The 26,098-nt window shown below is 64.0% G+C and carries 17 protein-coding genes; 15 read left to right on the top strand and 2 right to left on the bottom strand.

Annotated features, from left to right (window positions below; genetic code table 11):
- Nucleotides 1-31: 31 nt before the first annotated feature.
- From LPW11_RS20915 to yedE, 15 genes are all read left to right on the top strand, one after another.
- Complete coding sequence (locus tag LPW11_RS20915) at nt 32-10,138, top strand: fibronectin type III domain-containing protein (RefSeq protein WP_230995806.1); 10,107 nt, start codon at nt 32-34, stop codon at nt 10,136-10,138.
- 47 nt (nt 10,139-10,185) lie between these two features.
- Complete coding sequence (locus LPW11_RS20910) at nt 10,186-11,070, top strand: carboxypeptidase-like regulatory domain-containing protein (RefSeq protein ID WP_230995805.1); 885 nt, start codon at nt 10,186-10,188, stop codon at nt 11,068-11,070.
- 171 nt (nt 11,071-11,241) lie between these two features.
- On the top strand, nt 11,242-13,749 hold the full coding sequence (locus tag LPW11_RS20905; RefSeq protein ID WP_230995804.1) for a right-handed parallel beta-helix repeat-containing protein: 2,508 nt from the start codon (nt 11,242-11,244) through the stop codon (nt 13,747-13,749).
- 302 nt (nt 13,750-14,051) lie between these two features.
- Nucleotides 14,052-14,780 carry a carboxypeptidase-like regulatory domain-containing protein gene (locus tag LPW11_RS20900; protein WP_230995803.1) on the top strand — a complete coding sequence of 243 codons (729 nt, stop codon included), beginning with the start codon at nt 14,052-14,054 and terminating at the stop codon, nt 14,778-14,780.
- Between the two features lie 38 nt (nt 14,781-14,818).
- Complete coding sequence (locus tag LPW11_RS20895) at nt 14,819-15,367, top strand: glycine betaine ABC transporter substrate-binding protein (RefSeq protein ID WP_230995802.1); 549 nt, start codon at nt 14,819-14,821, stop codon at nt 15,365-15,367.
- 25 nt (nt 15,368-15,392) lie between these two features.
- Nucleotides 15,393-16,289, top strand: a complete 897-nt coding sequence (locus LPW11_RS20890) for a ResB-like family cytochrome C biogenesis protein (protein ID WP_230995801.1) — start codon at nt 15,393-15,395, stop codon at nt 16,287-16,289.
- Nucleotides 16,276-17,118 (top strand): HoxN/HupN/NixA family nickel/cobalt transporter, encoded by an 843-nt coding sequence (locus tag LPW11_RS20885; RefSeq protein ID WP_230995800.1) that lies wholly within the window; start codon nt 16,276-16,278, stop codon nt 17,116-17,118. Before LPW11_RS20890 ends, LPW11_RS20885 begins: the two co-directional genes overlap by 14 nt.
- Nucleotides 17,115-17,675, top strand: a complete 561-nt coding sequence (locus LPW11_RS20880; RefSeq protein ID WP_230995799.1) for a tetratricopeptide repeat protein — start codon at nt 17,115-17,117, stop codon at nt 17,673-17,675. The genes LPW11_RS20885 and LPW11_RS20880 overlap by 4 nt, the downstream gene beginning before the upstream one ends.
- Entirely contained in the window at nt 17,672-18,640 is a 969-nt protein-coding gene (locus LPW11_RS20875) for a right-handed parallel beta-helix repeat-containing protein (protein ID WP_230995798.1), read from the top strand. The genes LPW11_RS20880 and LPW11_RS20875 overlap by 4 nt, the downstream gene beginning before the upstream one ends.
- Before the next feature lie 2 nt (nt 18,641-18,642).
- Nucleotides 18,643-18,954, top strand: a complete 312-nt coding sequence (locus LPW11_RS20870) for a GeoRSP system PqqD family peptide chaperone (RefSeq protein ID WP_230995797.1) — start codon at nt 18,643-18,645, stop codon at nt 18,952-18,954.
- Nucleotides 18,944-19,945 carry a GeoRSP system radical SAM/SPASM protein gene (locus LPW11_RS20865; protein ID WP_230995796.1) on the top strand — a complete coding sequence of 334 codons (1,002 nt, stop codon included), beginning with the start codon at nt 18,944-18,946 and terminating at the stop codon, nt 19,943-19,945. Before LPW11_RS20870 ends, LPW11_RS20865 begins: the two co-directional genes overlap by 11 nt.
- A gap of 1 nt (nt 19,946) precedes the next feature.
- On the top strand, nt 19,947-20,828 hold the full coding sequence (locus LPW11_RS20860; protein WP_230995795.1) for an SPASM domain-containing protein: 882 nt from the start codon (nt 19,947-19,949) through the stop codon (nt 20,826-20,828).
- 140 nt (nt 20,829-20,968) lie between these two features.
- Nucleotides 20,969-21,883 carry a phosphate/phosphite/phosphonate ABC transporter substrate-binding protein gene (locus LPW11_RS20855; RefSeq protein WP_230995794.1) on the top strand — a complete coding sequence of 305 codons (915 nt, stop codon included), beginning with the start codon at nt 20,969-20,971 and terminating at the stop codon, nt 21,881-21,883.
- Nucleotides 21,884-21,887: 4 nt separating this feature from the next.
- Entirely contained in the window at nt 21,888-22,430 is a 543-nt protein-coding gene (locus tag LPW11_RS20850; protein ID WP_230995793.1) for a hypothetical protein, read from the top strand.
- Nucleotides 22,427-23,488 (top strand): YedE family putative selenium transporter, encoded by a 1,062-nt coding sequence (gene yedE, locus LPW11_RS20845; RefSeq protein WP_230995792.1) that lies wholly within the window; start codon nt 22,427-22,429, stop codon nt 23,486-23,488. Before LPW11_RS20850 ends, yedE begins: the two co-directional genes overlap by 4 nt.
- Nucleotides 23,489-23,674: 186 nt before the next feature.
- On the opposite strand, the gene LPW11_RS20840 is transcribed toward yedE, so the two are convergent.
- Together LPW11_RS20840 and LPW11_RS20835 are read right to left on the bottom strand one after the other, a co-directional pair.
- Nucleotides 23,675-24,592 (bottom strand): universal stress protein, encoded by a 918-nt coding sequence (locus LPW11_RS20840; protein WP_230995791.1) that lies wholly within the window; start codon nt 24,590-24,592, stop codon nt 23,675-23,677.
- A complete protein-coding gene (locus tag LPW11_RS20835) occupies nt 24,589-25,890 on the bottom strand; it encodes an Nramp family divalent metal transporter (protein WP_230995790.1) in 1,302 nt (433 codons plus the stop codon). The genes LPW11_RS20840 and LPW11_RS20835 overlap by 4 nt, the downstream gene beginning before the upstream one ends.
- Nucleotides 25,891-26,098 lie beyond the last annotated feature (208 nt).

Below are 26,098 nucleotides of genomic sequence, written 5' to 3'. Positions count from 1 at the left end.
TTGCAAAGGTGCCTTAACCGGAGTTCTATCGATGAGCGTAAAGCCGTACAGATCCCTTATCCTCTTCTTGCTGTCTCTCCTGGTACTCCCGGCGGTAGCCTCCGGCGCCGGCGGCGACGTGGTGTGGCAGTTCGGCGACTCCCCTGCGGGGAAGCAGGAGGCGAAGGCCTCGGTGGTGGACAAAAACGGCGACGTGGTAGTCACCGGCTACCAGCTTCTGCCCGGGGGGAGCGACGACTACTATACGGTGAAGTTCAAGGGGGACGGGGCAGGGGTTGCCTGGCGGGCGGTGGTGGACAAGGCTGGGGGGTCGGACCAGGCGACCGCTGTGACGATCGACTCCAACAATGACGTCATCGTAACCGGATCGGTGTGGAGCGGGCGCAACACCGACATCCATACCGTAAAGTACAGCGGCGCGACCGGCGAAATCCTCTGGCAGCACACCTTCAACGGGGGGGCGAACGGGATCGACCGAGGCACCTCCGTCTGCGTCGACGCCGACGACAACGTCTACGTCGGCGGCTATACCCAGAACTCCAGCGGGGGAACCGACTACCTGGTCCTGAAGTACGGGCCGGCCGGTCCGGTGAGCGGCGCTCCTGCGTGGAAGGCGGCCTACCACGGCAGCGCCGCGGATGCCAACCGGGTAAATTCCATCACCGCAGGCCCCGGAGGGATTGCCGTCACCGGCGAGTCGTGGAACGCCACGAGCGGCGCCTTCGAGTTTGCCACGGTGAAGTTCGGCTACGACGGCTCGCAGCTCTGGGAGAAGCGTCACAGCACCGCCACCGCCGAGGGGAAGAAGCTGTACTGCTCCGGCCGCTATGCCCGCTTCGACGCTGCCGGAAATCTGGTCGTCACCGGCAGCGTCTCCAACGGGATCGATCTGGACATCTACACCGCTAAGCTGGCGGCAGACACAGGCGCCATCCTCTGGGAAAACACCTACAACGGTGCATACGACGACGAGCCGTACGGGGTGGTCATAGAACAGGGGGCTGTCTTCGTAGCAGGATACACCTGGACCCTCACCGGCACGAACGACTTCTACACCGCGCGCTACGACGCCCAGAGCGGCACCCTCGTGTGGGGCTCCGTGTACGACTCCGGTAACGGCAACGACGACATCACCGTCGCCACCGGGATCGTGACCGACCCGGCAGGGGACGTCTTTGTCACCGGCTACACCATCGCCGGCGGCAACTACGACTTCAAGACCGTGAAGTACAAAAAGGACGACGGGACGCAGCTTTGGTCCATCAAGTTCGACGGGAGCGCGGGTCTCAACGACCGCCCGGTGGGGATCGGCCTCTCCCCCGCAGGGGAGGTCCTCGTCTCCGGGTGGTCCGACAGCGACGCCAACGACCTCGACTACTACGTCATCAAGTACGACCCGGGGCTTTTGAACGCACCTTCCAACCTCACCGTCCAGGCTGCCTCCAACACGAGCATCCGTCTCTCCTTCACCGACAACGCCTCCAACGAGGAGAGCTTCGGGATCGAGCGCTGCGCCGGGGCAGGGTGCACCGAGTTCGCACCCCTCATGAAGGACGGCGCGCCCCTCAGGCTCCCGCCGCACACCGGCACCGGCCAGGTGAGCTACCTCGACACCGCCCTTGTGCCGAACAGCTACTACTCCTACCGGGTGAAGGCGGCAAACAGCGCAAACGGCGAGTCGCACTACAGTAACGTGGCGCAGACCGTCACCACCTACATAAGCATGATCCCCCCCGCCTGGAGCTACAGCTACAACGGGGTCGCCGCCCAGGAAGAGGCGGCGAGCGGGATTGCGGTCGGCCCGGACGGCAATCCGGTGGTCACGGGATACACCCGGGACTACCCCCTCGGCTACTCCGCCGGCGCCTCCTATGACTACGTCACGCTGAAGCTCCCGCGCGCGGGGGGGACGGCTCCGCTGTGGACCGCCCGCTACAACGACCCGAACACCCGCGACGACTTCGCCACCTGTGTCGCGGTCGATTCAGGGAACAAGGTCACCGTCTCCGGCTACGCCACGCTGTACAACGGAGTCAACGCCGACGTCTTCTCCCTCTACACGATACGCTACAGCTCAAGCGGTGCGGTCCTCGCCACCGACCAGTACAACGGCCCGGTGGCAGGGGGGGCGACCGACGACCGTTCCGTCGCCATCGCCAGCACCACCGACTCCTCCGGCGCCACCGCCATCGTGGGGTACGGCCTCGTCTCTGCCGGAAACGACAATATATACCTGCTCAAGTACAACGCCGACGGCAGCCGCGCCTGGGCCGCCACCCCGGCGGACGGGGCGGGGGGGGACGACCTGCCGAGCGCGGTGGCGTTTGCCCCGGACGGTTCCATCTACGTCACCGGCTACAGCGAGCGGCAGGCGCACGCCGGGGTGTACAAGCTTTTCACCGCACGCTACAACGGCTCCACAGGGGCCCTTATCTGGCGCGACCTCTACTCCCTCACCCTCACCGGGGACAACAAGGGGCAGGCGCTCGCCATCGACAGCCAGGGGAATGTCTACGTCACCGGCTCCGCCACGAACGCCGCAGGGAACCGCGACATCTACACCGTGAAGTACCGCGGAGGGGCGAGTACCCCGGACCGGCTGTGGGAGCGCGTCGCCGACGGCGCGGCCCACGGTGACGACAGCGCGGTGTCGGTGAAGATCGACGCGGCCGACGGCACGATCATAGTCGCCGGCACAGTGGAGAGCCGCCCCCTGGACCGCGACTTCAGGGTCATCAAGTACACCCCCGCGGGCGACGTGGTGTGGGACACCACCTACTTCAAGCCGGGCTCCTCCGAAGAGGGGGGGGCGATGGTCCTCGACTCCCTGGGGTATGCCTATGTCACCGGGCACACCGACAACAGCGACGGCAGCACCATCGACTCCGTCACGGTACGCTTCGCGCCGGACGGGGGGATCGTCGGAGCGACTATCTACAACGGCGCGGCAAACGGCAACGACGACAGCTACGCCATGACGGTGAGTCCGGACGACGAGGTCTTTGTCGCCGGCTACACCGATAGCGCGAGCGGGAAGGGGGACATCCTCGCCTACATGATCGCGCCGCCAGAGCCGCGAAACCTTGCGCTCGTCTCCAGCAACACCACCCAGGCGACCATCTCCTGGGGCGGCTCCCCCTTCGGGGAGACCTCCTTCCGCATCGAGCGCTGCGCCGGCGCCTCCTGCACCGACTTTGCCGCCGTCGGGAGCGCCGCCGCCCGCAGCACGCTTTATACCGACAGCACCATCTGCTCGGGCGGCTCCTACCGCTACCGGGTAGTGGCGGTGGGGGACGGGTGGGAGTCACTCCCCTCGAAGCCGGTGACGGTCGCCACCTCCGCAGGGGTCCCCCCGGCGAGCGTGACGGTTGTTTCCGCTACCGAGTCGCAGGTCGACCTCTCCTGGGGGGACACGAACGGCGACGAGACCGGGTACCTGATCGAGCGCTGCACCGGGGCGTCGTGCACGAACTTCTCCCCGCTCACCACCGTCCTGCCGGCCAACACCGCGAGCTACTCCGATCTGAAGCTCCCGGTGAACACCACCTACCGCTACCGCATCTCCGCGGTGAAAAGCGCCTCCTGCTCCTGGCAGGCGCCGGCTGCAGCGGTGAGCGCCACCACCGCGCTCCTTTCGCCGACAGGGCTCACCGCCCAGGGTGACAACAGCACCCAGGTAACGCTCAACTGGACCAACCGCACCACCACGGAGACCGGTCTGAAGATCGAGCGGTGCACCGGGGTCGGGTGCAGCGACTACGCCCAGGTCGGCACCACAACAGCCAAGGCGGTCACCTTCAAGGACACCGCGGTGTGCGCCGGGACCGTGTACAGCTACCGTGTGCGCGCCAACAACTCCCTTGCCCCCTGGGACAGCGAGTACAGCGGCGTGGCTGTGGTGGCGACCCCAGCGGCCGGAAACCTCCTTGCCGACCCCGGCTTCGAGAACGGCAGCACCGCCTGGACCGGCGCAGTCGGCACCCTCACCGGGACGAGCTTTGACACCTCCCTCTTTGCGGAAGGGACCCGCAGCTTGAAACTCAGCGCAAGCGGAGTCCAGATCGGGCGGTCCCAGAGCGTCGCGGTGGTGCCGGGGCAGCAGTACGTCCTTTCCGGATCGGTACGAGCAGGACTCACAGCCGGGGCAGGGCGCTGCCGGGTGTCGGGGACCGGGATCTCCTCGCCGGGAATCGCGATTTCCTTTGGCTCCGCTGACAACAACGCGGGGTGGAAGAGCCTGAGCGAAACGGTCACCATCCCGGCCGGCACCTCGTCCGTGACGGTGCAGTGCTATGCGGACGCCGGCAGCGCCGGCTCCATCAACTTCGATGCGCTGAGCCTCTCCATGGGAAGCTTCCCCCTCACCGCCACCGAGGTGAACGAGACGAAGGTGGCGCTCTCCTGGCCGGACATGGCGACGGACGAGACGGGGTATCGGATCCAGCGCTGCGCGGGGGCCGGATGCACCACCTTCGCGGAGGTGGGTACCGCGGGGGCTAACGTCACCTCCTACACCGACTCCGGTCTCTCCGCGCAGACCGTGTACCGCTACCAGGTGCAGCCGTACAAGACCGCGGTGTGCGGCTGGGCTGCGCCGGCCGGCCAGATTGCGGAGGTCACCACCGTGATCATGCCGCCGACCGGTGTCGTCGGGACCCTCGCCAACACGACCCAGGTGAACCTCTCCTGGAGCAACAACACCGTCAACGAGAGCGCCATCGTGGTGGAGAAGTGCACCGGGACCGGCTGCACCAACTACACCCAGACGCAGCTCGCGGCACGCAGCACCTCGTGGACCGACACCTTCGTGGCGGTGGGAGGCACCTACCAGTACCGGGTACGCGCCAAAAACACCACTGCCGGGTGGGATTCCGGCCCGAGCGCCGTCGTTACCGTCACCTCCCCACCCTTGAATCCGCCGTCGCTGGTCGCGACCTCCCTTACCGAGACCCAGGTGCGGCTTACCTGGAGCGACCCCACCATTGACGAGACGAGGTACTCCCTGCGGCGCTGCACCGTGCAGAGCGGGCAGACGACCTGCACCGGCCTCGCGGAAATAAAGAGCCTCGGCGCGAACGTCACCAGCTACGACGACACAGTAGGGCAGCTGGGGACATATGTGTACCAGGTGGTGGGGATGAAGACCGCGGACTACAGCTGGACCAACCCCAGCGCAACCGTGAAGATCACCCCCACGCCGCTCCCCCCGACGCTCTACTCCGTCGGGGTCTCCGGCACGAACCAGCTGTCGCCGTACTATACGCTCAGGACCTCCACCCACAACGGGGTCCTCGTGGAGCGCTGCCTGGGGATCAACTGTTCCACCTTCACCCAGGTCGCCAACGTGACGGCGCCCCCGTACACCTTCGTGGACACCAGCGTGTGCAGCGGGACGTCCTACACCTACAGAGTGCGGGCCACCAACACCGTCATCCCCTGGACCACTGACTACTCCACTACGCGCTACGCCAACACCACAATACCGGTGGCGCCGAGCTCCCTCTCCGCGACCCGCGTCTCCGAGGTTTCCACGGCGCTCTACTGGACCAGGTCGAGTACCGTGGACACCGAGGGGTACCGCATCTACCGCTGCACCGGGGCGGGGTGCAGCTTCGGAACCACGCCGCTTGCCACCGTCAGCAACTACATGACCTCCAGCTACACCGACGGCACGGTGATCCCGGGAGGGGTGTACCAGTACAAGGTAACCGGATTCAAGAGCACCGCCTCCTGCCCGTGGGAGACAGCGGCTACGAACGTGGTGCAGGCGACAGCCTCCCTGACGGCGCCGGCCTCCCTCAGCGCCACCGCGGTGAACTCTGCAAACGTACGGCTTTCCTGGCAGGACAACACCGCCTCCGAGACCGCATTCCTGATCGAGCGCTGCACCGTCCCGTCCGGCTCCTCCAGCTGCAGCGACTTCACCCAGCTCGCCGCGCAGGCCCCGGCGAACAGCTCTTCCAGCGCATCGTTTGTGGACTCCACCGTTATCCCATCCACGACGTACCTGTACCGGCTGCGGGCTACCAGCACCGGGACCCAGGTCTGGACGACCGGCTACAGCAACACCTCTGCTCCCGTGACTACCGCCTACCAGGGGCCCCCCTCCGACCTGCAGGCGGTGGCGGCGACGACGAAGGTGACCCTCTCCTGGGCTGACAACACCCCTGACGAGACCGGCTTCACCGTGTATCGCTGCCAGGGGGCAGGGTGCACCACCTTCACCCCCTTAACGAGCGTCGCCGCCAACTCCAGCGCCACCGCGGGGTACGTCGACACGACGGTGTGCGGCGGGATCACCTACCGCTACCAGGTGGTGGCTAACCGCGTCGCAGGAGACACCCTCCCCAGCGATCCGGTCTCCGCTACCACGGTGATTCCCGACTCCCCGTCCGTGACCGCCGCCCGCACCACCGAGAGCCAGATCACCCTGAACTGGAACGATCCCACCACCGACGAGACCGGGTACCGGATCATGCGCTGCGTAGGGGGCGGGTGCACGAGCTACACTGAGATAGCGACCGTGGGGCCGAACATCCTCACCTATGCAGATACCTCCGTCATGCCCGGCTACTCCTACAGTTACCGGGTGCGGGGGTACAACACTGTGTCGTGCGGATGGCAGACCGAAAGCGCCAGCGCCACCGCGGTGACGAGCATAGCAGGACCGACCGCCTTCACCGGGACGGCCGCGAGTTCCACGCAGGTCAATCTCTCCTGGAGCGACTCGAACAGCTACACCACCGGGTACCGCATCGAGCGCTGCACCGGCGCGGGGTGCACCGGTTTCAGCGAGATCGTTCTCACCGCCAACGCCACCCCGAGTTACAACGACACGACGGTATCCGCGGGGACGACCTACCGCTACAGGGTGCGGGCGGCGCGCACCACCCCGTATCTGTGGAACTCGAGCTACTCAGACATCGTGGAGGTCATCACCCCGGCGCCGGTGGCTCCGGCTGCGCTCGCCGCTGCCCCCTCCTCCTCCACGCAGGTGAACCTTTCGTGGAACAGCGGTTCCTCCGACAGCTCCGGCTACTCCATCGAGCGGTGCGAGGGGACGGGGTGCAAGAGCTTCTCGGAGGTGGCGCGGGTCGGGGCAGGGAGCACCAGCTACGCGAGCCAGGGGCTCACCCCCTCCACGAACTACTGCTACCGTGTGCGCGGGTACAAGACGGCCTACGCGTCGTGGTTCTCCGGGTACACGCCGGTATCGTGCGCCGCTACCGTCATGGACAACCCTACAACCATCACCGCGACGGCGCCGAATTCCATGACCGTGCACCTCTCCTGGGCGGACAGCGCCCTGGGGGAAGACGGCTACAACGTGGAGACCCTCCTTCCCTCCGGGCAGTGGGTGACGGTGGCGAGCCTGCCGCCGGACGCGACGACCTTCAACGACACGCAGGGGATCTCTCCGCTGCACAGCTACAGCTACAGGGTTCGCGCCTTCAGGGGCTCCGACTTCTCGGCGTACAGCGCGCCCGCGACGGTGCGGACTCCGGCGTACAAAAACGTCGACAACACCTGCGCCCAGACTGAAACCAACCTGCCGGCCTTCACCTCCACTCCTGTGCTGACCGCAGCGGAGAACGTGCCGTACAGCTACCAGGTCAGCGCCAGCGCGGCAGGGGGGGGGGCGGTCAGCTACTCCCTCTCCTCGAAGCCGACCGGGATGACGATCTCGGCGACGGGACTTATCACCTGGACCCCCGACTACAAACAGGAGGGGACGAAGAACGTGACGGTGCGGGCGACCGATTCCCTCCAGCGCAGCGCCGACCAGAGCTTCGCCATAGTGGTAGCCGGCGTGGACCGCGCCCCCGTAATCGGCGCGATCTCCGACACGACCGTGAGCGTCGGGCACCTCTTTAGCGTGCAGGCGTACGGTAGCGACGCCGACGGCGACACCCTCTCATACACCCTGACCAGCGCGCCGCAGGGTATGAACATCACCTCCGACGGTCTCATCACCTGGACCCCCCTGGCCGCCGCCGGTCCCACGGCGGTGACGGTGCGGGTCACCGACGGCACCCTCAGCGCCAGCACCACCTTCTCCGTCACGGCCCGCAGCGCGCGCCAGCCTTCCATAACCTCCACAGCGCCCACAAGCGCCATGGACGGAACGGAGTACGCCTACCAGCTGGTGGTCGACAACCCAGACGGCTACCCCTTGAGCTACACCCTCAGCACGGCTCCCTCCGGGATGAGTGTCTCGGGAGCCGGCAGGATCTCCTGGGTACCAACCGCAGCCGAGGTGGGGAGCGTGCCGGTGACGGTCGTGGTGAGCGACGGCGTCCAGCAGGCGTCGCAGCCCTTCACCGTCGTGGTGACACAGAACAACGTGCCGTACATAAAGTCGACCCCTCCCACCACAGGGCGCACCCTCACCCCCTACAGCTACACGGTGGTGGCGGTATCCCCTGCAGGTGGGTCTCTTACCTACACCATCAACAAGGGGCCGAGCGGGCTCTCCGTCTCCAGCGCCGGCGTGGTGAGCTGGACCCCGACGGCAAACCAGTGGGGAAATTTCCCGGTCTCGCTGAGGGTCTCTTCCACCACTTCCAGCATCGTGCAGGACTTTACCATCAAGGTGGCGATACCGGCGCCGACGGGGCTTACTCCTACATCGGTGAACGGCGGGTGCTGGGACTCCTACACCACCGTCTACTGGAACGCGGTCCCGACAACCGTTCTGGGCGGCAGCGTCACCTACTCCGTCGTCGTGAACAGCGGAGCGCAGAGCGCGTGGCAGACCGGCCTCAGCTTCCCGAACGTCTACGTCCCGGGGGGCGGGACCTCGACATGGAAAGTCATCGCCCGCGACCCGAACGATTACACCAACGTCAGCGAGACGGCCACCACCGTCTCCGACACCACCTGCAGCAGCGGCAGCTGCCCGATGCTGTACGCCTGGGACGGGGGCACCTTCGCCTTCGAGGTGGACGTCTTCGGCACAGGAAAGCTGGGGCTCAAGTCGGGGACGGGCTACGTGAAGCCTAATCCCCGCGATTTCCACGTCATGCAGGCCCAGCCGGTTCCGGGGCCTGACGGCCTGTACGACCTGAGGCTCGTGGAGGAGCGCTCTGAGGTCGACTACATGGACAAGGTGGCTCTGTACACGGTGGACATGCCGAAAGGATTCGACGTCTACGCGGAGCAGACCCCCTTCTCGGCCACGAACGTGTCGCAGCCGGCGACGATCCTGCACACCGTGGGGCCCCTCAAGAAACCGCTCTCGGTGACCCACCTGGAGACCGGGCGCGACGTCAGCGATCTGCTGTCGGCCTCCGATCAGCAGTACCTGCAGCTCAACGACGACAAGAACGTGCCGGCATGGCAGACGCTGGAGATCGACCTCGGTGACCTGTCGCAGGCGGCCGCGGTGAAACTGGTGCTCGACGGCGTCAGCGTGTACCCGACGAGCCAGGCAGCGTCGGTGCTGGCGAACCAGCTCTCTCCGTCATCGGACCGCACGAAGCTCGAGGTGCTGGACGAGAACGGCATCTGGGTGACCATCCCGAGGACGAAGCTGATCCTGCCGAAGCCGAAGGAGTTCAGGAGCCCGTACGTGGTGGACCTCACCAACGTCTTCCTGAGCAAGAACTACAAGATACGCCTCGGGTTCGTGTTCAAGACGTATCTGGACAGGATCGCCTTCGACACCACGGCGGACGAACCGGTTTCCGTCAACCCCGTCCCTCTCGTGTCGGCAACCCTCGGCTACTACGGCTCAAGCCAGAAGACGAACGACACCGAGGTGTACGGGTTCAACTACGGCGTCCAGTCCGGTGGAACGTACAACTACATGCCGGGTAACAACACGCGGTACGGCGACGTGCTCCCCCTCCTTTCCGCTGCCGACGACAAGTTCGTGATCTACAGCGGCGGGGACGAGGTTCGGCTGAAGTTCGGGGCACCGATACCCCAGCCGGAGGACGCGGACCGTCGCTTCCTGATCTACAGCCACGGCTTCTACAAGGACTTCAAGCCGAACAGCGTGATTCCCAAAACGGTGGAGCCGCTGCCGTTCAACTCCATGACCAACTTCCCGTACAACGAATCGGTGGAGCAGTATCCGGCCGACGAGGAGCACCAGCTGTACCGCGAGGAGTACAACACACGGACGCTGCCGTAGCGGCAGCGTCTGGTAGAGGCTTTCAGAAGCAAAACCGGAGAGGGTCGATGAACTACCTGAAAAAGATTCTTCCAGCGCTCCTTATCCTCGCAGCCCCTGTGGCGGCAGTTGCGATCACGCCGCCGTCGGCGCCCCAGCGTCCGGTGCAGCCTGCCGAGATGAAGGGGAGCACCGTGACCGGCCGCATCCTTATCGACGGTCAAACGCCCCTCGACGGAGGAGTGGTGTACTTCTTCAACGCGGCGACCGGTCCGGCACCGGCCCACGACAGGTACTGGCGCGTCCCGGATTTCATGAAGCAGCTCGACGAGGCGGGTCGCTTCTCCCTCAAGCTTCCGGAGGGGAGCTACTACCTCGGGGCGGTGAAGAGGCTTTCGGGACGCCTCGTCGGTCCGCCGCAGGAAGGTGACTACTACTTCACCAGCGTGGACGAAAAGGGTGACCCGGTGCGCTACCAGGTGAAGGTGCCGGGAGACATGGATCTTGGCTCCCTCTCCGGCGCGCAGCCATTCAAGAGCGGCGGGACCGGCTATCGCAAAGGGATCACCGCAGTGGAGGGAACGGTCGTGTCGGAAGAGGGGAAGCCGGTGCGCGACGCGCTGGTATTTGCCTACCGCAGTGCCGAGACCGTGGGCAGGCCGTTGTACACCTCGTACCCTTCGAGCCCCAACGGCCGGTTCCTCTTGCGGGTCGGTGAAGGGGGGACCTACTACCTGAAGGTCCGCAGCGTCTATGGCGGCTCCGCACCGGTTGCCGGCGAAGTCGTGGGAAATATCGGGCAGAAGGAGAGCCAGGCGGTCACCGTGAAGAAGGGTGAACTGGTGAAGGGTGTGGTGGTGAAGGCGAAAAGATTTGCCGGCAGGGGACCGGGATCCGCTAGGGCGGTAACGCCGCAGGCTGAAGGCATCAACAACGAAACGAAAGGGAGGTGATAAGCATGAAAAAGAAAAAATACGTCCGTCCGAGAATCGTGGGCGCTTCTGTGGTACATCCCTGCTAGTGCAGGAATAAGTGGCGAAAGAGGCGCCGGCATTGTATGCTGGCGCCTCTTTTTTTCGCGCTTCTCATCCGTACGGTTCAGTTTTCACCAGGGCTTCCTATCAATGGCTGCACGTCTCCTCGTTTTTATCGCCGTTTCCCTTCTGCTGCAACTCATCCCGCTGACGGCGCACGCCCGCGTTCTCACCTCCGACACCACCTGGAAAGGTGAAGTGATCGTCGAGGAAGACATCCTCGTCCCCGATGGCGTTACCCTCACCATCGCGCCGGGGACCACGGTGAAAGTGGGCGCTGCGGAAAGCTCCAAGACCGACCCGGAGTACCTCTCACCCCTGACCGAGATCACCGTGCGCGGCGTGCTGCGCGCCGAGGGGGACGAGCGACACCCCATCCTCTTCCAGGCGGGGGGGGAGAGGAAGGAGAGCGCCTGGGCCGGCATCATTGTCGACGGCGGCGAGAGCCGGCTTGCTGCTTGCCGCATCGAGTCCGCCGAAAGCGGCGTCTACCTCCTGCGCGGCCGCCTCCGTATCGACGGTTCCACCGTTACCGGAAACCGGTACGGCATCGTGCTGCAGGGGCGGGAGAGTACTGCCAGCGGCGCACGGAACAGCGCGATCGGGAACGACTATGGCCTTCTCCTTCTTTCCGGCGCTCCCCGTCCGAAGGGATTGGTGGAGCTTCGCGGCAACAGGAAAAAGGACGAATTCAGTGCTGCGGAAAGGGGAGGAGCAGTTACTGCCGTGAAGAATCCACCCCAGCGCCAGCCCCGGAAGGAGAGCGCCGACGTCCGGGTCTACCACGACGAGGTTCTGGCGGGGGAGACGGTGTGGCGCGGGATGGTCCGGGTGGACGGGACGCTACGGGTGCCACAGGGTAGCAGGCTGGTGATCCTTCCGGGGACGACGGTCGAGTTCACCTTCCGCGATACCAACGGTGACGGCATCGGCGAGAACGGCCTCCTCGTGCAGGGGATCGTCGTGGCAAAGGGGAGCGCCGCCTCCCCGATCCTCTTTCGCGGCGCAGACCGCTCCCGGCGCGGCTCCTGGGACTCCATCAACATCATGAACAGCGCCGGCCCCTGGAACCTCTTCGAGCACTGCATCATCGAGGACGCCTATCGCGGGCTGCATTTTCACTTCTCCAGGGTCGCCCTCACCGACTCCGAGATCAGCAACTGCTATCGCGCGGTGCAGTTCCAGGAGGCGACCGTCATCGTGCGCGGCAACCGCTTTTTCGGCAACAAGAGCGCGGTGCAGGGGAGGGACTCGGACCTCTCCTTCGACGAAAACAGCGTGAGCGAAAACCAGCAGGGGGCGAACTTCCTGCGGGTCCGGCTGAAGGCGCGCGGCAACAGGATCATGCGCAACGTGAGGGAAGGGATCAGGATCAGGGAGGGGGCGACGGTCTTCGAGGAGAACCTGGTGGAGGAGAACCGCTTCGGGATTCTGGTGCAGGACGCGTCCTTTCCGAGCTTCGAGCGCAATGCGATCAGCAACAACCTGGAGATAGGCGCATCGATTAAAAACGGCGACAACCTCCTCATAAGCGGCAACTTCATCTCCGGCAACGGGATCAACGGGGTGAATTTGAACGAAGTGCGCGGCGCGATCAGCGGGAACCTGGTGAGCGACAACGGCGAGCGAGGCATCGGCATCCAGTCCTTTAGCGGGACGATCGAGGGGAACAACTTCGCGGCGAACGGGTTGTGCGCCATCGATCCGGAAGGGAAGGGTGAGGTGGCGGCGCCGCGCAACTGGTGGGGGGGGAGCGACGCGCGAAGCTCCATCTGCACAGCACCCGCCTCCGCCGGGACGGTACTGGCCTCCGCTCCCGCTTCCCAACCGCTGCTTTTCCCCTGGCCGCTCTCCTTCGTGCCGCGCGAGACGACGTGGCGCGGCACGCTGTCGGTCGCGGGAAAGGTCGCAGTTCCGACAGGCTCGAGCCTCACCGTCACCCGCGGCACGACCGTCGGCTTTGGCGCAGGGGGGGGGCTCTCCGTCACCGGCAGGATCGTTGCAGCAGGAGACGCCGCCACCCCCGTCCTCTTCACCTCCGCCGGGCGCAAGGAGGGGGGCGCATGGGACGAGATCCTGCTTGAGCACGCCGATGGCAGCTCTTTCACCGGCTGCGTCTTCGAATACGCGGGGTGGGGGGTCCACAGCCATTTCACGAAGCTCTCGATAAAGGACTCGCTCTTTCACGGCAACGACGGCGGGATGAGGTTTCGAAGCGGCCCGGTCACCATCAGCGGCTCGGTCTTCACCGAAAACGGGATCGGGGTGCGCTCGTTTCGCGGCAACGCGGTCATAAGCGGGAATGTTTTCACCGGAAACGGTGTGGGGATCTTCGTACGGGAAAAAGGGAGCGGGCTGCAGGTGGAAGGGAACAACCTCTCCGGCAACGCAGACTACAATATGCGGCTGGGCGACTTCAATAACGAGGATGTGGCCGCGCCGGGAAACTGGTGGGGGAGTGCTGAGCCGGCGGAATCGATCTATGATGCAGGGCGTGAGCCAGGTATCGGCACGGTGCGCTACCAGCCTGTGGTCTCACAGGCGCTCTCCGGCGTAGGTAGCAGCGCGCCGAAATTGAGGGCGGGGGCAGAGAAATGATGTCGAGGTGCCAGTATCGGGAAAGTCAGGGGAACCTGAAGTACATTTCCACGAAGCGCTGCACGAGAACCCGCGTTCCCCCCTTTGCGAAGGGGGGACAGGGGGGATTTGTCTTTCCTTTGTCATACGACCACCAGACAAAGGCACGATCCCGCCAACTCCAAAAGCCTGTGACAGATGCCGAGCAACTGTTGTGGTCTCATTCACGGAGTGCCACGAAAAAGCAAATCCCCCCTGTCCCCCCTTCGCAAAGGGGGGGACGTAGTGGCTGCTCCTTTGGCACAGCCGGCATTCCGGGATCTTTGCTCCTGCTTTTACTTCTTGTCGTTGCGTCCATTGTCTCCTTTCCCGCACCGTCCATCGCAGGCGCAGAGGGGATCCTCACCGGCCACATCCTCGACGGAGGCGGCCACCCCGTCCCGGGGGCCGAGGTCTTCGCCTACGACTCCGCCGCCACGCGCAGACCGGCGGATTTCATCTCTGCGCCCGCCGATGGGGCCGGCATCTACCGCCTCGTCCTTCCCTCCGGCAAATACTGGCTCGTGGCGCGCCTGCGGACGGGGGAAAGGTTCGGCCCGCTCGCCTTCGGCGGAAAGCATTCCGGGGAGGCGCGCGAGACCGATGTCGACGCCGGCGCAGAGTCCTCCGTAGACTTCAGCGTCCTCAACGTGAGGGAGGCGGCACGGCTGAAAAAAGAGGAAGACGACGGCTGCCGCGAGGTCGCGGGACGCCTCCTCGGCAAGGAGGGGAAGCCTGTCGTCGGCGCCTACGCCTTCGCTCGCAGAGAGGGAACGACTGGCGCGATCCCCGACTACTTTTCGACCCTCTCCGACCGGGAGGGGCGATACAGCATCTACCTTCCGCCCGGAAGATACTGCATTGGTGGAGCGACTGCCTTCCCCCCCGACGAGGCCTCTTGCACCACGTTCAACGTGACGTCCGAACAGATTGTTATTGCTAATGATCTTCAACTAAACTATAGTATCGCATCCTTGGAAGAGCCAAAAGATAACAGTAAGAGCCTTGATTGAGTGTTGTATAAATAGAATCCAATTAAGAGGTGAAGGCGTTGAAAAAGATCATTTTGCTGCTGTTGATAGTATCCCTTCTTGGCTTACAGCAAATTGCCGGTGCCTGTGTCGGTAAGACACTGTATGTCGGGGTCGTCAACTCTCCTGGTGATCTGCTCTTTGCCGAGATGATTTCCGTGCTGGTGAACGAGCGCACCGGCACGACAGTGAAAGTGGTGCCCTTCAAGGAGTCCCGCGAGCTGTACAGCGCGGTGAAGAAGGGTGAGGTCGGCGTGATCGTCGAGACCCCCGAGCGCGGCCTGAAGGCGGTGGAAAAGGGTGGCGAGGGTAGCGGCAAGGTTGCCTACGAGGCGGCGAAAAAAGAGTTTCGCAAGTCCCTCAATCTGATATGGCTCGAGCCTTTCGGGGTGAGCCAGTACGCGGCACCGGTGATCTCGCAGGAGACGATCGGGAACCTCCCCGCTCTGCCGAAGCTTCTCAACAAGCTCTCCGGCGTCGTGAACGACGACAGCTTCGCAAAGCTCCTGAAGTCGGAGAAGGGGAAGAAGGCTGCAAAGGACTTCCTCAAGTCGCGCAAGCTGATCTAAGGTGCAGCAGGGCTCCGGCAGCGGCGTGAAAAGGGGAGTGCGCTGGCTCGCTTCCACCGAGTTCGCCATCATCCTCTTTCTCGTGCTCAGCCTCCTGGCACTTCCGGGCACCTTCGGCGAGAGCCGCGCGATCTACTCGTCACCACCCTTTCTCCTTCTTCTCGGGGCACTGGGGATGGCGACGGCAGTCTGCACGGTCGGGAAGGGGAGGCGCCTCCCTTTGCCGGTCCTGGTGATCCACGCGGCAGTCGTCCTGGTCCTCGCCGGTGCGGTGATCTCCGCCAGGGGATATGTCTCCACCGTCAATGTCCACGAAGGGCGCAGCACCGGCGCTGCATACCGCTGGGACGTGAACAAGGAACTGCCGCTCGGCTTTGATCTGGCCGTGCGGAAGGTTAATTCGGAATATTATCCGGTGCCGGTTCAGGTCGGTGTACTGCGCGGGAGCGAGAAGGTTGCCCTCTTCACCGTGCGCACCGGCGAGAGCTTCCGCTTCGACCGTTTTACCGTCACGGCAAACGAGCTCCATCTGCAGGGGAAAAGGCTCTCCCTGAGCGTGGCAGAAAAGGGGACAGAGCTCGGGAAGATCGATACGGCAGATGAAGGGACTATCGCCTCTTCCTTTCCGTACCGCTTCCGCTTGGTCGCCTACCGCACTCCGGCGCTCAAAAGGACCTGGGTGGACCTCGCCCTGCTGCGCGAGAGCCGGGTCCTCGCCGAGGGTACGAGCGAGGTAAATGCGCCCTTCTCGTGGCAGGGGCTCCAGTTCTTCCACGTGCAGAGCGACAGGGATCAAGAAGGGATCTACGCGGGGATCCAGATCGTGCGCGATCCGGGAAAACCGCTGGTGTTCGCGGGGCTTGCCCTGCTCGGTGTTGGTGCAGTGCTGCTTTTGGTTCGAAGGTGTTATGGAAAGCGTTAGCATCGGTTGGTTCAGCATCTATATCGCGGCATTCTTTCTCGGTGTCGCCCACTCCCTTGAGCCCGGTCACGGCAAGACGGTGGTGGCAGCTTATCTCGTCGGATCGCGGGGACGCAGTATCGATGCCCTCGTTCTTGGCCTCACCGTCACCTTCACCCACTGCTTCAGCATCATCCTTCTCGGCCTTCTCGCCAAATTTACCGCGCAGTACTTCAGTGAGCAGCAGGTGCACGGCTACCTCGGCATCGTCGCCAGTCTCCTCATCCTCGGGATGGGGGTATGGATGCTGAAGTCCCGCTGGGGGGCGATGCACGGCCACTCCCATGGGCACACGCACGACCACTCCCACGGTCACGGGCATGACCACGGGCACACGCATGACCACGGGCACACGCATGACCACGGGCACGCTCACGGTTTCCTGCGAAAGCTTTTCCACGGACATTCCCATGGCAGCGACGGTGACCATTCCCATGGCCACTCCCATGCGCACGCGCCTGCCGCGGAAGGGACCAGCCCGATCGGCCTTCTTCTTCTCGGCATCTCCGGCGGCATCGTGCCGTGCCCTGCTGCTCTCGCTATCCTGCTTGCTGCCGTCTCGGCCGGAACCCTCGGAAAGGGGCTCGCGCTGGTGCTCGTCTTCAGCGTCGGCCTCGCCTGTTCGCTCGTTGCCATCGGTCTCGTCATGGTGCACAGCGTGAAGGCCGCCGCCCGTTTCGTCGATACGGAGCGCTACGCGCAGAAGGTTTCCCTCGCCAGCGCCGTGGTGGTTACCGTCGTCGGCGCCGTCACCTTTTACTCGTCCCTTAGTCACCTGGCTCAGCAATGAAACCGCTTTCCCTCTGCATAGCGCCGCTTCTCGGTCTTTTCCTGATGCCCCGGCCGTGCCACGCGCATCCCGAGACCGGGCTCCTTCCCGACGCCATCGCGGAGGTCGAGTACCGCATCGTCCTCGACATCACCCCGAACGACCTGAAGACCCGCAACAGGCTCGGCGTGGTCCTTTGCCGGAAGAACAAGATCGCCGAGGCGGAGCGGGAATACGCCACCGTCCTGCGCATGGCACCGAACGACTTCGACGCGCATGACGGAATGGGGCTGGTACGCCTGAGGCAGCGCCGCTACGACGAGGCGCTCTCCTGGTTCAAAAAGGCGATCTCCCTCTGCCGCGAGGACAGCCTCGTGCACCGCGATCTGGGGAACGCCCTGGAAGGGAGCGGACGCACCTCCGAGGCACTCGCGGCGTACCGCGAAGGGATCGCCGTCAGCGACGTTCTGATACGGAAGGGGATAAACAGGGAAGCAGAAATCACCCGCCGCGCCGCACTCGTGGCAGCGCTGCAAAACCTGCAGGAAAAGATCAAATCGACGAAGGTGCCCCAATGAGAAAAAGAATCCTGGCTCTCCTTGCCTTGACCCTGTTCGCCGCTCTCGACTGCAACGCTGCACCTCTCCAGGTGGGGAAGGAAACGCTCACCAAGGACACGGTATGGTCGGGTGAGGTGGAGGTGACGGGAGACGTTTACGTTCCCCCCGGCGTGACCCTGACCGTTGCTCCCGGGACTATCGTGAAGTTCAATCGCATCGACGCCCAGAGCGACCGCAACCTTTTCGGCGGAAAGGTGCCGTACTACGCCCAGGCCGAGCTTATCGTGCGCGGCAAACTGGTGGCGCGCGGCACCGCGGAGAAGATGATCGTCTTTACCTCCGCAGAAAAGGAGCCGCAGCCCGCTGACTGGGGTGCCCTCAACTTCCTCGGGAGCAGCGGGAATGTGCTCGACTACTGCCGCGTCCTCTATGCCTACAACGGGATCCACTCCCACGGGGCCCAGGTGGAGGTGCAGCACAGCGAGCTCGCGAAGAACGCGGTCGCGATAAGCATCAGGAAGGAAGACGAGGTTCAGGGGGTCCCCTGGTGGGGGCAGGAATCGGATCTGACGGTGAAGGGGAGCTCCATCCACGACAACAAGGGGGGGATCAACTTCCGCGCCTCCCGCGTGGCCATCACCGGCAACAGCATCAAGGACAACAAGTTCTTCGGGCTCTGGGCGAAGGAGAAATCGCTCGGCGAGGTGAGCGGCAACGAGATCACCGGCAACTACAAGGGGATCTACATCTACCGCAGCGAAGGTACCCGGATCCACCACAACAATATCTACAAGAACTCCGAGTACGACATGGCGATAGCCGACGAGCAGGAGTCTGACGTGGCGGCAGCGCAGAACTGGTTTGGCAGCACCGACCGCACCGAGATCGCGGCGCACCTGTACGACAAGGAAAGTGATCCCACCGTTGCCCGCATCGTGTTCGAGCCGTTCCTTAAGGAGCCGGTGCAGGTCTCCGGGAGGTAATGATGCGCTACTACAGAAATCCCGATGTGCTGTGGCGTGAGGAGGACGAGCCGCGCGACGAGGCTCTGGCGGGGCTGGAGCGTGGCGAGGATGTGGAGGATGTAGGCACCGCTCTCCTTTTTGACGACTCCTCGATCCTTTCCATCAATGTTCTCGGCACCGAGGTGTGGAAGCTTTGCGACGGGCGCACCCTGGAAGAGATCGTGGCCGCTCTGGGAGAGGAGTTCGAAGTGGAGTCGGAGGTCCTGGCTGAGGATGTCTCCGCTTTCCTCGCGGAGCTCGCACAGAAGGGGTTCGTGCGCCATGCGGAGTGAATGGACCATAAAGGCGCCGCTCACCATAAACTGGGCGGTGAATAACAGCTGCAACTTCAGCTGCAAGCACTGCTACAGCAGGAGCGACGAGAGCCAGGAGCTCTCCTTTGACGAGCTCTGCCAGGCGATGGGGAAGGCGGCTAAGGCGGGAGTCCTCGCAGTGAACTTCGGCGGCGGCGAGCCTTTGCTGCGGCACGACCTTCCGTCGCTGGCGGCCTTTGCCCGCAGCTGCGGCATGCGCGTCACCATGAACAGCAACGGCTACCTTCTTGACGCTCAGCAGGCGCGGGTGCTGAAGGAATTCGGCTTCTACAAGGTGGGGATCAGCATCGACAGCCACGTCCCTGAAGTGCATGACTCATTCCGCGGCGTCCCCGGCAGCCATCGCCGCGCCATCGAGGCGCTCGCCCACCTGCGCGAGGTGGGGATAAAGACCTCCATCTCCACTGTCATCTGCCGCATCAACCACCTGCAGGTGGAGGAACTCGTGGCGCTCGCCACGGAGTGCGGCGTGGAGCAGCTGAACTTTCACAACTTCAAGTGCTCGGGGCTCGGGCTTGCCAACAAGGATGACCTGGATCTCAATCCGGAGGAGTGGCGGGAATTTTACCGGAAGGCGCTGGCGCTCCGTTCGCAGCCGCAGGGGGTGGAGATCTCGCTGGACGACCCGATCATCTCCTCACTCGGGCCGGAGCGAAACCCCGCGCTGGTGAAGGGGAGCGTGTGCGGGAAACTCTCCCTCAACATCAAGACCAACGGCGACATCACCCCGTGCGGCTTCATCCCCATGGTTATCGGGAACATCCTGCGGGATGACCTCTCCGCCGTGTGGCACGAATCCGAGGTGCTGTACCGGATGCGCCACAAGACGGCGACGGGAAAGTGCGCCTCCTGCGGCAGCTACGAAGACTGCCTCGGCGGCTGCAGTGCCCGCGCCCTTGCTCTCACCGGCGACCTGAACAGCCCCGACCCGCATTGCTGGGCCTCCTGAGATGATGGAGCTGAGCGTTCCGATCAGGGTGTATTGGGATCTGCCGGCGCCCCCCGCTGCCCCGTCGTTTGATCACCTCGCATTATGCGACGAACTCGTGGCGCTGCAGGTCCTTGCGCTCAATCTCTGGCAGCCGGGAGCTGAGGTCTCCGCTGCGACGATACAGGTCGTGGAAAGGCTTGCGAAGGAGAGGATCGCGGTAAATCTCACTCTCTCCGGCGACACGGTTGCGCGCTCGCTGGAGACCGTTTCGCGGCTGAAGGTGAAATCCCTCCTTCTGGATGTGAGCGGTATCGAGGAGCTCTGCTCACTGGACCGCTCCGTGTTGGATGCGGGAATGCCCACAGGTGTCAGCCTGCCGCTCCACGCAGGCAACTGCCGCGAGATCCCGGAGATCATCCGGTTTTGCCTTCAGCATGGCATCGGAGAATTGAGCTTTCCGATTGCGAGGGCGGTGGCGGGGCGCGGCGTCTTCTTCCTGAACCCAGCCGAGCGCCGGTTCCTGGCAGATGCACTGCGAGAAATGGAGCTCGATCGGGGGTTGCGGCTGACGATACACGATCCTTTCCTGTGGAAGATCTTTTACCCGGACAAGGCCTTTCCGGAGGGGGGATGCCAGGCGGCGAACAGCATGCTCTTTGTCACGCCGGAAGGAGAGGTGTGTCCTTGTCCCGCGCTTCCATACGCCCTTGGAAATCTCGGGGATACGACTTTTTCCGCCATTGCGAAGTCTCCGCAAAAGCGTGAGGTGCGAAAGGCACTGCGGCGCTTCCCTGAGGAATGCCTGGAGTGCGCTGCTCTTCCGACCTGCTTCGGCGGCTGCCGTGGCCGCGGGTATGCTGCAGCGCTCACCTTCGACGCCGCGGACCCGGGGTGCGGCTGATGTGGGAGATGTAGAGATGTAGGCCGGAATAAGCGGAGCGTTTCCGGCACAAGCTGTGTTTTGAGTACCATGCCGGGAAGCGCCGGGAACGCCCGCGGCTTATCCCGGCCTACAGGTAACCTTTGAGGATGATTCCTGTTATGAAGCTACCGCTGAACTGGCGCCTGGCGCCGCTCCTTTTCTGCCTCTTCTCTCTCCTCTGCACCGCGGGGTGCCGCACCGAGTCGAAACACCAGGCGGTAAAGATCGGCTTTATGATCTGCAACAACGAGAAGGAGACGCTGCAGCGCTTCACCCCGCTCACTCGCTACCTCTCGGAAAAGACCGGCGCCGATTTCACCCTCGTACCTGTCGACACCCAGGACTTCGAGAAGCGCTTCAAGAGCGGCGAATTCGCCTTCACCCATACCAACTCTCTCCTCTACATCATCCTCAAGGAGCGCTACTCCCTTTCACTGCTCGCCTCCGAAAAGCGTGGGCAGTACGGCTCGCGCACCGCAGGCGCCATCATCGCCCGCGCCGGGAGCGGCATAACGAAGCTCTCCGACATCCGCGGCAAAAGGATGGGCTTTGGCCCCATGCTCGCACCCACAGGTTACCTTGCCGAGTACGACCTGATGCTCCGGTCCGGTATCGACCCGGAGAAGAACCTCGCCTACTACTCCATCCCCTCCGGCTCCTTCAAGCACGAGAAGGTCATCTACGGTGTCCTTTTCGGTCAGTACGATGTCGCCGCAGCGCCTGCTCTCGACCTTGAGGAAATGACCCGGGAAGGGCGCATCTCCCCCGACAGCTTCGTCGTTCTGGGGCAGAGCCCGATAATCCCCTACTGCACCTTCGGCGCGTCGAAAGGGACCGACCCTGACCTGGTGGCGAAGGTGCGCAAGGCCCTCCTGGAGCTGAAGCCTTCCGACACGGTGAAAGTCGACGGTGAGGAAGTAAAGGTCCTGAAGGGGGCCTGGGTCGACGGATACGAGGAGCTTTTGGACAGCGACTACAACCCGATCCGCGACATGGCGCGCCGGGTCAACATGCCGCCGTACCAGAAGTTTTGATCCTGTGAAGAACGCCTACCGCAAAATACTCTGGAGCCTACTCGCGTTCGCCCTGACAGGAGCGGGCGCGCTTCTCTATGGAGAGGAGGGGAGGCCGAAGGAAGACGCTGGGCGCGCCTCCATAGATCGTGCAGTCGAGCGGGAGATGGCGGACCAGGCGCGGGGGGCCCTGCTCCAAAAGATTTACGGGCCGGTGCAGGCGCTGGTCGAGAAGGGGGACCTGCCGACTGCGATCTTCAAGCTTGACGAGCTGATGCGCAGCTACCCTGCCGAGGCGCACGGCTTCATCCTGAAGGGGGAGCTTTTGTACCGGATGGGGGCGCTGGAGGAGTCGCTGGCCACTCTCGTACAGGGTGTGCGGCTAAATGGCGAGTACCTCGAGCAGAAAAGCCCGCTCTCCAGACGAGCCCTTATCGAGAAGGTGGCGCAGGAGGGGCTCTCCTCCGTCGGGGCTAAGGTTCGCGCTCATCCCGAAAACGTTTCTGCCGCACGGTCGCTGAAGGACGTGAACTACCTCAGAAGCCGCCTGGCCGGGGGGTGCGAGTGACGCTGCGCGACAGGCATTTGTGGCTGGTGGTGGCGTGCGGTGTCGCCCTCGGAGCCCTCGGCGTCCTCCTCGCTGTCCTGGGGAACCCGGAGAACTCGGGGATCTGCGTCTCCTGCTTCATGGAAAATGTCGCCGGCGGGCTGGGGCTGCACGACAACAGCAGAATGCAGTACCTGAGGCCGGAGCTCTCCGGCTTTGTCCTCGGCGCCTTTCTCAGTGCCCTCTTTTTCCGCGAATTCCGCACGCGCGGCGGCAGCGCGCCCCTTTCCCGTCTCTTTGCCGGCATCCTCCTGATGGTAGGCTGCGGCGTCTTTATCGGCTGCCCTATAAAGCTCCTGCTGAGGCTGGGAGCCGGTGATCTCGGCGCACTCGCCGGCGTCGCCGGCCTCATCGCCGGCGTATGGGTCGGCACCGCCGGGCTGGCGCGCGGCGCGGAACTTCCCCACGGCGCCCCGCAGCCGGGCGCGAGCGGCATTCTCATCCCTGCCGCAGCGCTGGCGCTTCTGGCGCTTGTGGTTGGGCGCCCAGGCATGATCTCCTTTTCCACCATGGGGAGCGGTTCCCAGCACGCCCCCTGGGCGGCGTCATTGGCAGGATCGGTCGTTCTCGGTGCCCTCGCTCAGCGCAGCCGTTTCTGCATCACCGGGGGGATTCGCGATCTCTTCGTCCTGCGCTGGAGAGGGTACCTCTTTTACGGCGTCCTCGCTTTTGCGCTCTCGGCATTCGCTGCAAGCGTGGCAGCAGGGAGATTCCATCCCGGCCTGGCGGGGCAGCCGGGGGCGCACGTGGAGCATCTCTGGAGTTTTCTGGGGATGGGGCTTGTCGGATGGACCGCGACGCTGGTGGGGGGGTGCCCCTTCAGGCAGCTCGTGAAGGCCGGCGAAGGCGACACCGACGCGGGGCTTCTTACGGTGGGGATGCTTCTCGGGGGCGCGCTGGTGCAGTCTCTGGGGCTGGGGGCTACCACGGCAGGGGTTCCGCTGGCCGGGAAGCTCGCGGTGCTCCTCGGTGTCGCGGTGCTCGCGGGTCATGGGCTCGGACAGAGCCGCACTCGATAGGAAAGTCGGAGAACAGTGCCGGGGTCAGGCTTTGCATTTGGGGATTCGGCCAAGAACAGTGGCGGGGTCAGGCTTTGCATTTGGGGATTCTGCCCACCAAATCAACAAATGCAAAGCCTGACCCCAGCGGACCACAAATGCAAAGCCTGACCCCAGCGGACCATGACCCCAGCGGACCAGCGGAAGCTAGAGCTTCGTTACCGGGATCAGCAGGAGGGGGACCTGCAGCTTGCTGACGATCTTGTGCGTCACGCTCCCGGCCCAGAAGGCATCCATCCCTGTCTTGCCGTGCGTTGTCAGAACGATCAGGTCTATCTTCGCATTTACCGCCGCATCCATTATCACCTTCGCCGGATCGCCCCGCAGCACGTGGGCGCTTGCCAGAAATCCTTCCTCCTGCAGTTCCCTCGCCAGTGGCGTGAGATACGCCTCGGCATCCTTCATGGAAAGGTCCAGAAGTCTCGATGTCGTCCCCGGCAGCATGCGGCTTGCCATCGCCTTGTCTCCGGAGAGGCTCGTCAGCTCCGGAACGGCAAACGCCAGGTGGACCGTTGCTCCGCAGCTTCTGGCAAGCTCCTTCGACGCCGGCAATCCCTGGGCGTGCTCCGGTTGACCGTCCAGCGGTACGAGGATGTGGCGACAGTTGAATGCGCGCGGCTCCGCTCCCTTCTCCGCGGGATGGGTGATGAGGACCGGCCTGCGGTCCATGGCGATGACCCGCTGTGCGATGCTCCCCAGGATAAGGTGCAGTGCGGCTCCCTTTCCGTGGGAGCACATCACCACCAGGTCGTGAGACAGCTCTCCCGCGTGCGCCACGATGCTGGCGGCGACGTTGTCCACCTCCGTCGTATGTACGTGACATTCCACCTCGCTTGGCCTCGCGAAGTACTTCTTCGCCACCTCCCTCAGATAGACCGACGCTTCAGGCGCGCTCACCAGGTGGGTCTGGCCGTGCACCACGCTCGGGGCATCCTTTTCGATGACGTGCATGAGGGTGACGCGGCATTTCAGCCGTTCCGTCAGGAAGGCTGCCACCGGGAGCGCGGCCTCCGCCATCGCAGAGCCGTCGAGCGGCACGAGAATGTGTTTGAAGATCCCTTTCATCCGGTAACCGTTTTGTAGACGAGGTAAAGGTTGAGTACCACGATGAGCGCCGCTATCAGGGAGGCGATTGCGGTGGTGAGAGGTGCGTTGACCATATCACCCATGATAGCGCGGCTCCGGGTAAAAAGCACCAGAGGTATGACCGCAAAGGGAAGCCCGAAGCTCAGTACGACCTGGCTGATGACAAGGGTGCGGGTCGGATCGAGCCCGGAGGCGATGACCGCCATCGACGGCGCCATGGTGACGAGCCGCCTGAGCCAGATGGGGATGTGCGTCTTCAGAAATCCCTGCATGATGACCTGCCCGGCCCCGGTCCCGACCGTCGACGAGGAGAGGCCGGAGACGAGGAGGGAGAAGCCGAAGATGTACTTCGCCGCGCTGCCGAGGAGCGGCTCCAGGGTGCGGTATGCTTCTTCGATGCTGGCGACGTGGGTGTGCCCGGTGGCGTAGAATGTTGCCGCTGCCATGATGAGCATCGCAGCGTTGACGCAGCTCGCTACCCCCATCGCCATGACGACGTCCATTATCTCGTAGCGGTACAGGCTCTTTAGCCGCTCCTTGTCGCGCACCACTATGCGCCCCTGCATGAGCGCGGAGTGCAGGAAGATCGCGTGCGGCATGACGGTGGCGCCGAGTATCCCGGTGGCGAGAAGGACGCTTTCCGCGCCGGAGAACTTGGGCACGAAGGCGTGGTAGGCGACCTGCGACCAGTCCGGGCGCACGATGAATGTTTCCGCCACGTAGCACAGGGCGATCATCCCCACCATGCAGGAGATGACCGCCTCCAGGGGCCGGAAGCCGTACCGTTCCATCCCGAGGATGAGGATGGTGGCGATCCCGGTAAGGACCGCGCCGAGAAGAAGGGGCACCCCGAGCAGGAGCTGGAACCCGAGGGCGGCGCCGAGAAATTCCGCCAAATCGGTGGCTATGGCAACCCCTTCCATAAGTACCCACATGAGGTACACGATCGGCCTCGGGAAGTGTTCCCGGCACTGCTCCGCGAGGTTCAGGCCGGTGACGAGCCCGAGCTTCGCCGCGAGGGTCTGGACCAGCATCGCCATCAAGTTGCTCATGACGATGACCCAGATCAGCAGGTAGCCGAATTGGGCGCCACCCTGGATGTTGGTGGCGAAGTTTCCCGGATCGACATAGGCGACGCTGGCGATAAAGGCGGGGCCGAGGAAGGGCATGATGCGGGCAAAGAAGTTCTTCTTGCGGCTCCCGAGCACGTCGAGCGCCATCTGGACCGTCTTGGCATCGGAAGCTTTCGGTGTGTAGGCTGGTGTCGGCTCAGTCATGGGATCCCGTTTTCTGCTTCGTCGCCGTCCTTTGCTTTCATTGTCTGCTCATTGCGTTCGTCAGCTTTTGTTAAAGCGGAAATTGTAGTAGTCACAAGCGCACTGTCAAGCGGACCTTTTCTTTAAACCTCCTTCATTATTCTCTATCCTTCCTTTGCATAGGCTCTTTTCTGTCGTAGCGCCTGCCCTTAGACAAGACAAAACCGGG

Source organism: Geomonas sp. RF6, from assembly GCF_021044625.1.
Lineage (GTDB): Bacteria > Desulfobacterota > Desulfuromonadia > Geobacterales > Geobacteraceae > RF6.
This window is presented reverse-complemented; position numbering and strand designations above follow the sequence as displayed.